Here is a 14,136-nt window from a genome sequence, read left to right as displayed (position 1 = left end):
CTTGGTTGAGAGGTGCGCTCAGCCGGCGCTACGACGGCGCCGGCCGAACAACGACGACACCGCCCGGCGCGCGCCCTTGCGCGGCGCGTCGATGACTTCGCTGTCGTCGCGCCCGAGGATTTCGGCGGCCAGCTGACGATAGGCCACCGCACCCGATGCCGTATCATCGTACTGCATGATCGGCAGCCCGTGGCTGGGCGCTTCGGCCAGGCGCACATTGCGCGGAATACAGGTTTCGTAGACCGCACTGCCGAAATAGTCGATCAGCTGGGCCGAGACATCGCCGGTCAGGCGATTGCGCGGGTCGTGCATGGTACGCAGCACGCCTTCGATGATCAGCTCCGGATTCATCATCTTGCGCACGCTTTCGATGGTTTCGAGCAGATCGGACAGGCCTTCGAGGGCGTAATACTCGCACTGCATGGGGATGATCACCCCGCGCGCGGCGGCCAGCGCGTTGACCGTGAGCATGGACAGCGCAGGCGGACAGTCGATGATCACGTAATCGAAGCTGTCGGAAATCTCGGCCAGGGCCTGCTTGAGCGCAAGCCGGCCGTTCTTGCGATCGCGCAGACCGACTTCGGCCGCGGTCATGTCGCCGTTGGCGCCCAGCAGAAAGAATTGCCCGTCGAGCACCACCTGCAGCGCTTCGGAGACGCCCTTGTCGCCGAGCAGAAAGTCGCAGACCGTGGCTTCGAGGGCGTTCTTGTCCACGCCCACGCCCATGGTGGCGTTGCCCTGCGCGTCCATATCCACCAGCAGCACGCGCTGTTCGGCCTCGGCCAGCGCGGCCGCCAGGTTGATACTGGTGGTGGTCTTGCCGACCCCGCCCTTCTGGTTGGCAATGGCGATGATGTTGCTCATGGCCGCTCAGTCTAATGGACTCGTGAAGCGGATGTTATGTGCAAGCCGGTTTGTACGCATGCCCCTAGATCAAGCCCGGTTCCAGAATGGCGAGATGCCGATCGGCCTCCAGACCGGGCACGCGCAGCGCAATCGTATCCACCGCGCGAAAATCCAGCGGCAGGTCGGCCAGCTCTTCGGCCGGGTCGCGCCCCTTCATCAGCAGAAAACGTCCACCCGGGGCGACCAGATGCCCGGCCAGGCGCGCGCAATCGCCCGCCGCGGCAAAGGCCCGACAGATGACAGTATCGAACTTGTCGGTGCTTTCCACGGCCTCGACGCGCTCCTGCACCACCGTGACGTTCTCGAGTTCGAGCCGCCGGCGCACATGGCGCAGAAACGCCGCTTTCTTGCGGTTGGATTCGACCAGGGTCAGCGCCATGCGCGGGCGCGCAATCGCGATCACCAGCCCCGGCAGGCCCGGCCCCGTGCCGATATCGGCCACCGACGCGCCGGTGACGAAATCCAGCACCGACAGGCTGTCGAGCAGATGGCGGGTGACCATCGACAGCGGGTCGCGTACCGCAGTGAGGTTGTAGGTCGCATTCCAGGTCGACAGTTCGCGCAAATACGCGATCAATTGCGCCTGCGCGGCGGCTGTTACGTCCACCCCCAATGCGTCGATGCCCTCGGCCAGCCGCTGTTCGCAGGCGCGCCAATCCGTCATCGCCATGCTGCTCCCATCGTGATCCATCCCCTTGTCTGCCGTGCAGGATAGCGATTTTAGCCGCATGCTTGGTCGCCATGAACAATAGGCGTGTCGCACGGCGGTGTTTTACGCTGACCGCCCGCACCCGAATACGCCCCTTCGCCCCGCCCGCCTATGACCGACCCGCATGCCCGTACGCGCGATAGCGCCCGCCCCGAGGCCGTGGCCAAACGCCACGCGCTGGGCAAACGCACCGCCCGCGAAAACATCGCCGATCTGTGCGATGCCGACAGCTTTCTGGAATACGGCGCGCTCGCGATCGCCGCGCAGCGCAGCCGACGCGCGCTCGACGAACTCGAACGCGACACGCCCGCGGACGGCCTGGTCGGCGGCGTCGGGCGCATCAACGGCGATTGTTTCGACAAGGCGCACAGCCGCTGTGTGGTCATGAGCTACGACTACACCGTGCTCGCCGGCACACAGGGCTACCAGAACCATCGCAAGACCGATCGTCTGGTCGAGATCGCCCGGCGCGAAAAACTGCCGGTGGTGTTCTTCACCGAAGGCGGTGGCGGCCGCCCGGGCGACACGGACGCCGCCCTGGTGGTCAATTCCGGCCTGGAAGTCACCAGCTTCTACACCTTTGCCCGCCTGAGCGGCGAAGTGCCGCTCATCGGCATCAACGCCGGGCGCTGTTTTGCCGGCAACGCGGCCTTTTTCGGCTGCTGCGATATCACCATCGCTACCCGCGATGCCAATCTGGGCATGGCCGGGCCGGCCATGATCGCCGGCGGTGGTCTGGGCGAATTCGGCCCCGAGGACATCGGTCCGGCCGACGAACAGGCCGCGATCGGCGTGGTCGATATCGTCGTGACGGACGAAGCCGAGGCGGTGGCCACGGCCAAACAGTGTCTATCGTATTTTCAGGGCCCGATCGCCGACTTTCGTGCCCCGCAGACAACGAACATCGGCGATCTCATGCCGGCCAATCGGCGTATGACTTACGACGTACGCCGTATCATCGCCGCGCTGGCGGATAGCGACTCGATGACCGAACTGGGCGCGACCCATGCGCCCAACCTGGTGACGGCCTTCATTCGTATCGCGGGCCGACCCTTGGACGTGATCGCCAACAACCCGCGCAGCCTGGCGGGCGCGATCGACAGCGCGGCGGCACGCAAGGCCGCCGCATTCATGCGCCTGTGCGATACCCACGGCATCGCGCTGCTTACACTGTGCGACACGCCCGGCATCATGGTCGGCCCCGAGGCCGAAAAGACCGGCACGGTCGCCCATGCCGCGCAGCTGTTCATCGCGGGCGCGAAGGTCAACGTGCCCTGGTACGCCATCGTGCTGCGCAAGGCCTACGGGCTGGGCGCCCAGGCCATGCTCGGCGGACACCTCAAACGGCCCGATTTCACCGTGGCCTGGCCCAACGGCGAATTCGGGCCGATGGGCGTGGAAGGCGCGGTGACGCTGGGCTTTCGGCGCGAACTGGCCGCGATCGAAGACGAGACCGAACGCGCAGCGCGTTATCAACAGCTCGTGGACGGGCTCTACGAACAGGGCAAGGCCGAAAACGTGGCCAGCTATTTCGAAATCGACGACGTGATCGATCCGGCCGAATCCCGCCGCTGGCTTGCGGGGGCGCTTGGCAGCTAGCTTTCTAGTCCGCGAATGAACGCCAATAAACGCAAATAAGGCATCCGTTTAGTTGGCGCCACCGGGCTGGGTTTTATGAAGAAGTGTCCGCAGATCGACGCCGATCCACGCAGATGAAAAGCGGGGCGCGTCCTCGGCGCTCGCTCAAGACGGCGGCGCCGCGCAAACCCGGCGCCGCCAGGCACTCGATCTAGATCTGTGTTGATCTGCGTCGATCTGCGGACAGTGGCTCTCGAATCCCCTGTGCCGCCGACACGCTGAGTCGCGCTGTAACCTGCGGATAACCCTTCTGACAAAGCTCAGCACGCGGTGTGAATATCGGACCACCCGGCCTCGCGCGATCCGTCTTTCACCTTATTCGCGTGTCTTCACGTTCATTTGCGGCCTGCTCGAGAGATCGAACCCAGTCAGCCGCCCGCTTCGATCTTGGCCCAGGTATCGCGTAGCGGCACGACCCGGTTGAACACCGGCTGCCCCGGCGCGTGATCGAAGCGATCGGCGACGAAATAGCCGATACGCTCGAACTGAACCCGGTACTCCGGCTCGACCATGGCCAGATCCGGCTCGATCGTGCAGTTTTCGTACACGGTGAGCGAATCCGGGTTGAGGTCGTCGAGCATGTCGCGATCGCCGCGGCCGGGATGTTCGGCAGCAAATAGCCGGTCGTACTGGCGCACCGTGGCTTTCTTGCCGTGGCTGGCCGAAACCCAGTGGATCACGCCCTTGGGCTTGATGCCGTCGGCGGGGTTGTCGCCGAGGGTGTCCGGGTCGTAGGTGCAGTGAACCTCCACGATCTCGCCGGCATCGTTCTTGATTACGTCGGTGGCCTCGATGACATAGGCGTTGCGCAGGCGCACACGCTTGCCGAGCACCAGACGCTTGTATTTCTTGTTCGCCTCTTCGCGGAAATCCTCTTTCTCGATCAGGATTTCACGGGTGAACGGCAGGCTGCGCTCGCCCAGATCGTCGCGATTCGGATGGCCGGCGGCGACCAGCTGTTCGACGCCGTCTTCAGGGTAATTGGTGATTACGAGCTTGAGCGGGTCGAGCACGCACATCGCGCGCGGCGCGTTGTTGTTCAAGTCGTCGCGGATGGCATGTTCGAGCATCGCGGCATCGACCACGCCATCGGTACGCGCTACGCCAATCGTTTCACAGAAGTTTCGGATCGCCGCCGGTGTATACCCGCGTCGGCGAATACCGGCGATCGTGGGCATGCGCGGATCGTCCCAGCCGTCGACGACGTTCTCGTCGATCAGCCGTTTGAGCTTGCGCTTGCTGGTGACCGTGTAATTCAGATTCAGGCGGCCGAACTCGGTCTGAACCGGACGGGCCGGCACCGGCAAGTGTTCGATGAACCAGTCGTAGAGCGGGCGATGATCGGCGAATTCCAGCGTGCAGATGGAATGGGTCACGCCCTCGATCGCGTCCGACTGGCCGTGGGCGAAATCGTAGGACGGGTAGATACACCACTTGTCGCCGGTTTGATGATGCGCAGCATGCCGGATGCGATAGATCACCGGATCGCGCATGTTCATGTTGCCGGCGGCCATGTCGATCTTGGCGCGCAGCGAGGCCTGGCCTTCGCCGAATTCGCGCGCGCGCATCTTTTCGAACGCGGCGAGGTTTTCTTCCGGCGTGCGATCGCGATAGGGGCTATTCGTGCCCGGCGTATTCCAGTCGCCGCGGTATTCGCGTGCCTGCTCGGACGTCAGCTCGTCGACATAGGCATCGCCGTTTTCGATCAGATGCAGGGCGTATTCGTAGAGCGTATCGAAATAGTCCGAGGTAAAACGAACATGCCCGTCCCATTCGAAGCCGAGCCAGTGCACGTCTTCCTGAATGGAATCGATATAGGCCTGCTCTTCTTTTTCCGGGTTGGTGTCGTCGAAACGCAGCCGGCAGCGCCCGCCGAAGTACTCGGCCAGGCCGAAGTTCAGACAAATGGATTTCGCATGGCCGATATGCAGAAAACCGTTCGGCTCGGGCGGGAAACGGGTCACCACCTCGCCGACGTGGTCACCGCGCTCGATCTGCTCGGCAATCATGTTGCGGACGAAATTGTTGCCCCCGGCGTTGGAAGAATCGACTTCTTTGGGCATCGGTATCGGCGCTGGTGGTGAAAAAGCGCCCCTAGTATAGCGACCCGGAACAATCGATAAAGCTTGAACCCGGCAACGATTTCGCGCCGTGACCACACCCGGGCGCCCGGCAATGGGGCGAAACCGCCCGAGACCGTCGATCCGGCGTGAGCCCGGCTGAGGGCGGCATGGCACATACGCTTTGCGCAATGGCGCTTGGCCCCGGCGGCAGCGCCGGTTGGGCATCGATAACGGGAGCGGCCAGGGCCAATCGGCAGACGGTTCGTTGCTCCGAGGCCAACAGCGCACATGGGCACAAGCAGCCGCTATGATCGCGACTGTAGTCGAACAGCCGGGCGGGCGCCTGGGTGGCGGTCCGCGACCATACGTTGCGAACCGCGACCGCCAACATGGCCGAGCAGGCCGCGCCGTGCGCTGATCGTCTATTCATTTGCCGGGCCGGCCGCCGCTGCGCCGAACCGGCACAGCTGACGGGGGCGACGCGTGAACAAAGCGGCCTGGGTCTTGGCAACGTTATGGTTGTGGTCGCTTTCGCTGGCCGCGCTCGCGACGCCGCTGCAGATCGGCCCGGATATCGCCTATACCGTGGTGCAGGACCCGCAAGGCAGTTACAACCTCGATAGCGCACGTCAGCGTTTACTGGCACCCGCCAGCGTGCCGCAACGACAGGTATTCGCCCGCGATTACACCACGGCTGCCTACTGGCTACGGTCGGTGCTGCCGCGCAGCGCATTCCACGGATCGGCGCTATGGATGGAAATCAAACCCAGCTTCGTCGACGACGTTCAGTTATTTTATCGCCCGCTGGGCAGTGACGGCCCCTGGCAACATCGCACCACCGGCGACAACGCCCGCATGCCACGATCCGACCTGGACTATCGGTTTCCCGTGTTCGTGATTCCGGCCTTGCCGGCTGACGCATCCGGTTACGAGATCATTTTTCGGGTGGCCAATCGCGGTCCGTTGCTGCTGCGCCCGACGCTCTGGCAGCCCGCGGCCTTTGTCAGCGATGCCGCACGCTCGAGCGCCTGGCAAGCCTTCTATTTCGGCCTGGCATTCTTCTCGACGCTGGCGGCCGTGACCTTGGGGCTGGTCTTCAAAAGCCGGCTATTCTGGTCGGTCGCCGCACTGGCCGGGCCGTATCTGCTGCTGGCCTGCCTGGAAGGCTATGCCGCCTGGCTCGTGCCGCAAGCAGGACGCTGGCTGCAGGACATGCTCACCGCGGCGCTCACCTTGTTGCTCTACCCGTGCCTGCTCTGGGCGCCGGTCGAGGCGCTCGATATCCGGCACCGCCGGCCACGGCTCTATCGCCTGTTCGGCATCACCTGCGGCTTGTTCGCGTTGTTGCTGATCTTTTCCATTGGCACGGATTTCTATCCGAACGCGATTCGTATCCAGACCGTGGTGTTCGCTGCGACCTCGTTGGCCTTGTTCTGGGCGGCGATACACATTCTGCGCAACGAACGGCCCGATCTGTCGACCGTGCTGCTCAGCCTCGGCCCCTTCGCCATGCTCGCCGTGTCGTTTCTGGGCATGCTCTCACTGCGCGAAATCGTGCCTTACCGGCTGACCCTGTATACCGTATGGCAGTACGTGCTCATGGCGAACATGCTGTTGGTGATGGTGGTGGCCTTGATTCAGGTTCGTAAACAACGCCAGCAGGCGCTAGCCAGCCAGCGCCTGGAAGCGGATCTGCGTATCGAGCGCGAAGCCCGTTTTCGTCAGCGCCAGTTCCTGGGCATGGTCGCCCACGAGTTTCGAACCCCGATGGCGGTGATTTCGGCGTGTCTGGCCAATCTGAACGCACAAACCGACGATCGCGCGGCGTTGCGCAAACGCCATGAGCGCATTGCACGGGCAACCGATCGGCTGGTCCAACTCACCGACACCTGTCTGGCCGATGCGCGTCTGGCCGCCGACCGGCTCTTGGTCGACCGGCGCGACGTGTCGCTGACCGCCCTGATGACCTCGGCGGCCTCGCTGGTGGACGTCAGCGACCGGCATAGCTGGCGCCTGAGCTTTGCCGGCATCGATATCGACGACGACGCGCCGGTCAACGACCGCGCCTTCGTGGACGATGCGCTGCTGCGTATCGCGATTTCCAATGTCGTCGACAACGCCGTGAAATATACCGCGGGTGGGCGAATTCAAGGCGACGTGTCGCGGGCGAACGGACACTGGCGGATCGCCATCGCGGACGCGGGGCACGGCATTGCCGCACAGGCCGTGGCCACGCTATTCGAGCGCTTCAGTCGCATGCCGCAGCCCGAACATACGGTGCGTGGCTTCGGCCTCGGCCTGCACGTCAGTCGCCAGATCGCACGCGCGCATGGCGGCGAGCTGGCACTGGAGAGAAACACACCGCAAGGCTGCCTGTTCGTGTTCACCCTGCCCATTGTCGATTCGAGTCGTGCCCATGACGCCCTCGGCTGAAACCCGTCTGGCAATCGTCGAGGACAACGAAGACCTGCGCGAGGAGCTGCTGTATTTCCTGCGCCATCGCGGCTTCAGTGTCTGGGGCGCACACAGCGCGGAAGCGTTCTGGAAACAGCTGCACCGCTCGCCGGTCGATATCGTGCTCATCGATCTCGGCCTGCCGGGCGAGAACGGCTTCGGCATTGTGGAATATCTCTACGAACTCGGCGGTTACGGTCTGATTGTGGTCACCGCGCACGGCGCCGAGCGCGACCGGCTGCGCGCACTCAATCTGGGCGCCGACTTTTTCCTGGTCAAGCCGGTGAATTTCGCCCAGCTCAGTACACGCATCGACGAACTGGCCAAGCGCCTGGCCCTGAGCAGCGCCGAACACGACACGCCCGGGCTGGCGCATTCCCTGGATGCAGGCTGGACGCTGGCGGCGGTCGAATCGCAGCTGCGCTCGCCGGCCGGGCGCTCGCTCGACCTGTCGCCCAAGGAGCTGGAGCTGCTGCGTATTCTCCTCGGCGGGCCACAACAGGTGGTAACCAAACAGGCGCTACACGATCTGTTGTTCGCCCATGCACCCGATGAGGATGTTCACCGGATCGACGTCATTCTCAGCCGGCTGCGCCAAAAAGCCCGCGAACAGGGCATGCAACTGCCGATTCGATCGATATTCGGCCAGGGGCTGGTTTTCGCGGCGTCGGCGACGTTTTACGAACCCCCGAATTAACCCGGCCCGGATAGACGATTTTTCGGGGTGCACCCGCGTAGGCAACCGCTTGCGCGCCGCCGCCGTGAGCCGCGTTGAAAACAGCTGACCCGGGGGCGCTGTTTTGGTGCCGGACGACTAATAGCCTGAAGCCGGTGCGCGTGGCGCACCGGCCTATCGACATCGAGACGATGCGTTATTGGCTGGTCTGGCGTTTCGCGGGCGATTTGCGCCGCTGGGCGGTGCTTTTTTTCTTCGCCGGCGCCTTGGCCTCGTCCTTGGGCTTGTCTTTCGCCCCGGTATCGCGGTTGCCATAGGTGTCGCGCAGCTCATCGAGCGTTTCGCCGGCATAGACGGCCAGCCGCTGCATCGAAGGTAGCGTCTCGCGACAACCGATGAAGCCGAAACCCAGCGTATCGGCATAGCCATGGACAGTGATATTGAGCGCTTGCCCGTGGGTGACCAGCGAGGTGGGATAGAAGGCTTCCATTTCCGCGCCGTGGATATACAGCGGGCCTTCCGGCCCCGGCAGATTCGATACCGTGACATTGAACACCGGCCGCGTACGCCCGCCCATGCCGGTGACCAGCGACAGTACATAGGGCGCCATGAGCGCGATCGTGTACTGGGTGATGGCGGCCGCCGAGAGCTTGCCGAGTTCGGTCTTGGCCCGCCGGGTCGAGCGCGCGACCGCTTCCAGACGCTGGGCAGTGGATTCGATATCGGTGCCCAGATTGGCCACGATGAAGGTCAGCGCATTACCGGCCTCCTGATCGTCGGCCGGGCGTATCGATACCGGGATACCCGCGGTCAGCGGCTTGTCCGGCAGTTCGCCGATCTCGCGCAGATAACGGCGCAGTGCGCCGCCGCAAATCGTGAGCACGATGTCATTGACCGTCACCCCGGCATTCTCGGCCAGACTGCGGAACTCGGTCAGCGAATACAGCTGGGTGGCATAACGACGCTGGGATTGAATCCGCGTATTCAGAATCGACGAGGCCGAGGAAAACGGCAGTCCCGCGGTGCCGGTTTCCGAGCGCGCACTTTTGAGCATGCTGCGCACCACGCGCGCAAAACCCGGCAACGAGCCGACCTGCTCGGCCGCGCCGCCCATCAATTCCGCAACCGCGCGGTACAGGCCCGGCCGCGTTTCGCCGGGCGAACGCTTGCGGCGTTTTTTCGGCGGCAGCGCCCAGAACGGGGGGCGTTCGGTGTCGTTCGGATCGTCGGTCAGCGCCTTGGCCAACTGGCGCATGCCGGCCACGCCGTCGATCAGCGAATGATGCAGCTTGATATAGACGGCAAAGCGATTGCCCTCGAGGCCTTCGATGAGATGCGCTTCCCACGGCGGACGCTTGAAATCCAGCGGGTGGCTATGCAGACGCGATGCCAGCTCACCGAGCTCGCGTTCGCCGCCGGGCGCGGGCAACGCCGAGTGGCGAAAATGGTATTCGACATCGATTTCGTCGAGCAGCTCCCATTCGGGGGCGACCGTACGCAGCGCACCGGAGCGCAACCGATGATTCCAGGGCGAATAGGCCTTCGAGAACTGGTGATAGTGCTCGACGATACGCCGCGGCAGATCCTTGGGTGCCCCCTCGGGGATCTGGAAGGTCAGCAGGCCGCCGACCTGCATGGGCGCGTTTTCCGTTTCCACATTGAGCCAGGCCATATCGACCAGGTTCAGGCGTTTTGTCTCCATCAACGTGTCTCCTTTTCGCACGCAATGCCGGGCATCTATATCACTGCGGGATGCCTTGCCGGCCGCGACTCAAGTCTACGCCGTCGCGGAATGTGAAAATAGATATTTTTATTATCGGCACTGCATCGTTACGCCTGGCCGCCGGACATTCGGCGCCCGGCCCTACTGTGCGCTCTTTTCAGGGCTTTCGCATCCGGATGATTGCATACGCGAAAAGGCGCGCGACGCCATCGCAGCATCGCGCGCCCGTCACGTTCGCAAAAGGTTGCCGCGGTATGCGGCACGCGGGTCATCGCCAGGTGATCAGCCGATGGCAGCAACGATGAACAGCGCCAGCACACAGGCCAGACCGCCAAACCACACCATGCTGCGCAACGTGGCCCGGTCGCTGATATAGCACCAGCCGTAGACCAGCCTCAGCACGATGAACAACACCGCGAAGAAGTTGATCGCGCCAATCGAGCCGCCGGAGATCACGGCGATGATCACCGCCGCAGCAAACGGCGGAAACGCTTCGAAAGAATTCAGCTGCGCCCAGTAGGCGCGTTTCTGTGCGCCGTCGCTGAGCTGCTCCAGCCATTGCCGCGGGTAGCGATTCTCCTCCAGCCCCATCTTGTTGCGGCCGGCCAGCTTGGCGTAAAGCACGAAGCCGAACGGCATGAGCGCGGCAACGAGCACGCACCAGTAAGCCAGAACCATCGTCATCTCCTTTCGTTATTGTCGATCGATGCTGCACCAGCTTACCGGCGCATGCCGTGCATGCGTCTAGGCGCCCCGCTGGTCGATGGGCCGGAAATCACGCACTTCCGGGCCGACATATTCCGCATTCGGGCGGATCAGGCGGTTGTCGGCACGCTGTTCGAAGATATGCGCACCCCAGCCGGTCAGCCGCGAGATCACGAAGATCGGCGTGAACAGCTGGGTGGGAATGCCCAGGAAGTGATACGCCGTCGCATGATAGAAATCGGCGTTCGGGAACATGCCCTTCTCGTCGTGCATGACCTGTTCCAGACGCTCGGAGATCGCGTACAGGTTCTGCTTGTAGGGGTCATCGCCGGCGAGCTTCTTCGACCATTCCTTGATGATGCCGTTGCGCGGATCGGCCTTTTTATAGACACGATGGCCGAAGCCCATGATCTTTTCCTTGTTCTCCAGCATCTTCTTGAGGCCGGCTTCGGCGTCGTCCGGGTCCTTGAAGGTCTGGATCAGCTCCATGGCCTTTTCGTTGGCGCCGCCATGCAGCGGCCCGCGCAGCGCGCCGATCGCGCCGGTGACCGCCGAGTAGAAGTCCGACAACGTCGCGGTGATCACGCGGGCGGTGAAGGTCGAGGCGTTGAACTCGTGCTCGGCATAGAGGATCAGCGACGTCGACATGCACTTGATGGCGTCTTCGCTGGGTTTTTCCCCGTGCAGCAGATGCAAAAAGTGGCCGCCGATCTTGTCGTCGTCGGTATCCACATCGATACGCTTGCCCGATTCCACGAAGTGATACCAGTACATCAGCATCGACGGAAAGCTCGCCAGCAGCCGATCGGCCACGTCGTTCTGCTGCTTTTCGGCATCGTTTTCCTGTTCGATGGTGCCCAGCACCGACGCACCCGTGCGCATGACGTCCATGGGATGGGTGTCGCGCGGCAACACCTCAAGCGCGGTCTTCACGCCATCGGGCAGGCCGCGCATGCCGGCCAGCCGCTTTTTGTAGTCGTCGAGCTGGCTTTGCGTGGGCAGCTCGCCGTAGAGCATGAGATAGGCGACTTCCTCGAATTCGGCCTTGGCGGCCAGATCCTCGATCAGATAGCCGCGATAGGTCAGGCCGACGCCCTTCTTGCCGACCGTACAGATCGCCGTCTTGCCGGCGGTGACACCGGCCAGGCCGGCCGTATTTTCAGTCTTGCTCATTGCCCGAAACTCCTGGGATTGTTCTTGAATCGACGTGTGGCTTGCGCCGTTGTCATGCCTGGATATCGACGACCGTACGGCCGGTGTTTTCACCCGCCATGATGGTGTCGCACACGCCGTGAACGTCGGCCAAGCCTACGGTTTGTGTCGCGATCGTGTCCAGATGTGCCGGCTTCTGGTTGCCCGAGAGCATGCCCCAGATTTCTTCACGCCAGGTATTGGGGCATTCCACCGAATGAATGCCCAGCAGCGATACGCCGCGCAGGATGAACGGCATCACCGTGGTCGACAGCTTGGGCCCGCCGGCCAGACCGATCGCGGCCACATTTCCGTAGGGCTGAACCTGGGCCACCATATTGGCCAGCAGATCGCCGCCGACGGCGTCGATTGCGCCGGCATACACCGGCTTGCCCAGCGGCTTGCCGTCGAGATCGAGCGCGTCCGGGGTGATCACGTCAGTCGCGCCGAGCTTCTTGAGGAAGTCGCCTTCGGCGTCGGCCTTGCGCGATACGGCCACGACTTCATAGCCGGCCTGGGCCAGGATATCGATCGCGAACATGCCCACACCGCCGGTCGCGCCGGTCACCAGTACCGGGCCATCCTCGGGTTTCTGGAAGTTGTCGGTCATGCGCTTGACCGCCATGCCGGCGGTGAAACCGGCCGTGCCCAGCGCCATGGTCTGCCACAGCGTCAGCCCGTCGGGCTTTTTGACCACGCACTCGGCGGGAATACGCACATATTCGGCCAGGCCGCCGTCGCGGGTTTCGCTCATGAACCACCCGGTGACCACCACTTCGTCGCCGGGCGAGAAGCGATCGTCGTCGCTGGATTCGACCACGCCGGCGACATCGATGCCCGCATTGAGCGGGCGTTTGCGCGCGATCTTGCCCTTGCCGGTGATCGCGAGCGCATCCTTGAAGTTGAGCGAGGAGTAGTGCGACTTGATGACGACATTACCGTCGCTGAGCTCGTTGAGCTCCATGTCGGTGATATCGGCGCTTGTGCCGTTGTCGGTATCGACGATGCGCAGTGCTTTCATTTTTTGGCCTGTTCGTGACTAAGAACTCAGGCCGCCGTTTGTATCATATTGAACGACTGTTCGCCGTCGCTTGAGGCCTTGCGGACTCGGGCGTAGGCTTGCCGGGGTTTAATTTCCAACGAGAACGATTCATGAGCGATAACGTATACAAATCCGTGGAACTGACCGGCTCCTCGGAAACCAGCCAGGAAGACGCCGTGCGCAAGGCGATTGCCGAAGCCTCGAAGTCGATCGCGAACATGCGCTGGTTCCAGGTCACCGGCGTGCGTGGACATATCGAAAACAACGAAGTCGCCCACTGGCAGGTGTCGGTGAAGGTCGGCTTCACCCTCGAAGACAAGGCCGGTTAACCGCTGCTACGGGAGTTGGGGCGTGAATAGAGGATCCGACTCGATGACTGACGACGCTCCAAGCCCGTGGCAGGGCGAGCTCGACCGGCGCGATCTCATCGAAGAGAACGCGCCGGTCGATCCGCTGGCCCTGTTCGACGACTGGTATCGCCTGGCGCAGACGGCGGCCATGGTCGAGCCCACCGCCATGACCCTGGCCACGGTCGATGCCAGCGGCCGGCCTTCGGCGCGCATCGTGCTGCTCAAGGGCTTCGATGCCGATGGGTTTCGTTTCTATACCAACTACCTCAGCCGCAAGGGCGAAGCGCTGGCCGCGAATCCGCAGGCAGCGCTGGTGTTCTGGTGGGAAGCGCTGGAACGCCAGGTGCGTATCGAAGGCCGGGTGCACAAGCTCGATGCCAGCGCATCGGATGCCTATTTCGCCCGTCGTTCGCGCGGTAGCCGCCTGGGCGCGCACGCTTCACCGCAAAGCCGTGTGATTGCCGACCGCGCCGAACTCGAACAACGCGTGGTCGATGTCGAAGCCCGGTTTGCCGAGCTGGACGTCCCGCGCCCCGATCATTGGGGTGGCTATGCGCTCGTACCGGATATGTTCGAATTCTGGCAGGCCCGGCGCAGCCGCCTGCATGACCGGCTGCGTTATCAGCGCAGTGCCGAGCACTGGCATATCGACCGGCTCGCCCCCTAAAACGACACCGCG

12 protein-coding genes are annotated in these 14,136 nt (G+C 63.4%); 5 read left to right on the top strand and 7 right to left on the bottom strand.

Features of this window, described 5'->3' with window-relative positions:
- Positions 1-18 precede the first annotated feature (18 nt).
- Both S4A8_RS15685 and rsmG read right to left on the bottom strand, forming a co-directional pair.
- Positions 19-864, bottom strand: a complete 846-nt coding sequence (locus S4A8_RS15685) for a ParA family protein (RefSeq protein ID WP_353220859.1) — start codon at positions 862-864, stop codon at positions 19-21.
- Positions 865-928: 64 nt separating this feature from the next.
- Positions 929-1,576, bottom strand: a complete 648-nt coding sequence (gene rsmG, locus S4A8_RS15680) for a 16S rRNA (guanine(527)-N(7))-methyltransferase RsmG (protein ID WP_353220858.1) — start codon at positions 1,574-1,576, stop codon at positions 929-931.
- A 150-nt stretch (positions 1,577-1,726) separates the two neighbouring features.
- Between rsmG and S4A8_RS15675 the strand changes: the two genes are divergently transcribed.
- Positions 1,727-3,214, top strand: a complete 1,488-nt coding sequence (locus S4A8_RS15675; protein ID WP_353220857.1) for an acyl-CoA carboxylase subunit beta — start codon at positions 1,727-1,729, stop codon at positions 3,212-3,214.
- 407 nt (positions 3,215-3,621) lie between these two features.
- Here S4A8_RS15675 and S4A8_RS15670 read toward each other — a convergent pair whose 3' ends face one another.
- On the bottom strand, positions 3,622-5,316 hold the full coding sequence (locus S4A8_RS15670) for a glutamine--tRNA ligase/YqeY domain fusion protein (protein ID WP_353220856.1): 1,695 nt from the start codon (positions 5,314-5,316) through the stop codon (positions 3,622-3,624).
- A 483-nt stretch (positions 5,317-5,799) separates the two neighbouring features.
- On the opposite strand from S4A8_RS15670, the gene S4A8_RS15665 reads away from it, so the two are divergent.
- Both S4A8_RS15665 and S4A8_RS15660 read left to right on the top strand, forming a co-directional pair.
- Complete coding sequence (locus S4A8_RS15665; RefSeq protein WP_353220855.1) at positions 5,800-7,749, top strand: sensor histidine kinase; 1,950 nt, start codon at positions 5,800-5,802, stop codon at positions 7,747-7,749.
- Positions 7,733-8,467: a response regulator transcription factor gene (locus S4A8_RS15660; protein ID WP_353220854.1), complete on the top strand. Its 735-nt coding sequence runs from the start codon at positions 7,733-7,735 to the stop codon at positions 8,465-8,467. Before S4A8_RS15665 ends, S4A8_RS15660 begins: the two co-directional genes overlap by 17 nt.
- A 175-nt stretch (positions 8,468-8,642) precedes the next feature.
- Here S4A8_RS15660 and S4A8_RS15655 read toward each other — a convergent pair whose 3' ends face one another.
- The 4 genes from S4A8_RS15655 to S4A8_RS15640 form a co-directional block, all read right to left on the bottom strand.
- Positions 8,643-10,148 carry a WS/DGAT/MGAT family O-acyltransferase gene (locus S4A8_RS15655; protein WP_353179229.1) on the bottom strand — a complete coding sequence of 502 codons (1,506 nt, stop codon included), beginning with the start codon at positions 10,146-10,148 and terminating at the stop codon, positions 8,643-8,645.
- Positions 10,149-10,451: 303 nt separating this feature from the next.
- Entirely contained in the window at positions 10,452-10,847 is a 396-nt protein-coding gene (locus tag S4A8_RS15650) for an MAPEG family protein (protein WP_353179231.1), read from the bottom strand.
- A gap of 66 nt (positions 10,848-10,913) precedes the next feature.
- A complete protein-coding gene (gene prpC / locus S4A8_RS15645) occupies positions 10,914-12,047 on the bottom strand; it encodes a bifunctional 2-methylcitrate synthase/citrate synthase (RefSeq protein WP_353220853.1) in 1,134 nt (377 codons plus the stop codon).
- A 52-nt stretch (positions 12,048-12,099) separates the two neighbouring features.
- On the bottom strand, positions 12,100-13,086 hold the full coding sequence (locus S4A8_RS15640; protein ID WP_353220852.1) for a YhdH/YhfP family quinone oxidoreductase: 987 nt from the start codon (positions 13,084-13,086) through the stop codon (positions 12,100-12,102).
- 131 nt (positions 13,087-13,217) lie between these two features.
- Between S4A8_RS15640 and S4A8_RS15635 the strand changes: the two genes are divergently transcribed.
- Positions 13,218-13,436, top strand: coding sequence for a dodecin (locus tag S4A8_RS15635; protein WP_353179236.1), 219 nt, complete (start codon positions 13,218-13,220; stop codon positions 13,434-13,436).
- A 43-nt stretch (positions 13,437-13,479) separates the two neighbouring features.
- Positions 13,480-14,124 carry a pyridoxamine 5'-phosphate oxidase gene (gene pdxH, locus S4A8_RS15630; protein WP_353220851.1) on the top strand — a complete coding sequence of 215 codons (645 nt, stop codon included), beginning with the start codon at positions 13,480-13,482 and terminating at the stop codon, positions 14,122-14,124.
- Positions 14,125-14,136 lie beyond the last annotated feature (12 nt).

Source organism: Salinisphaera sp. S4-8, from assembly GCF_040361235.1.
GTDB lineage: Bacteria > Pseudomonadota > Gammaproteobacteria > Nevskiales > Salinisphaeraceae > Salinisphaera.
This window is presented reverse-complemented; position numbering and strand designations above follow the sequence as displayed.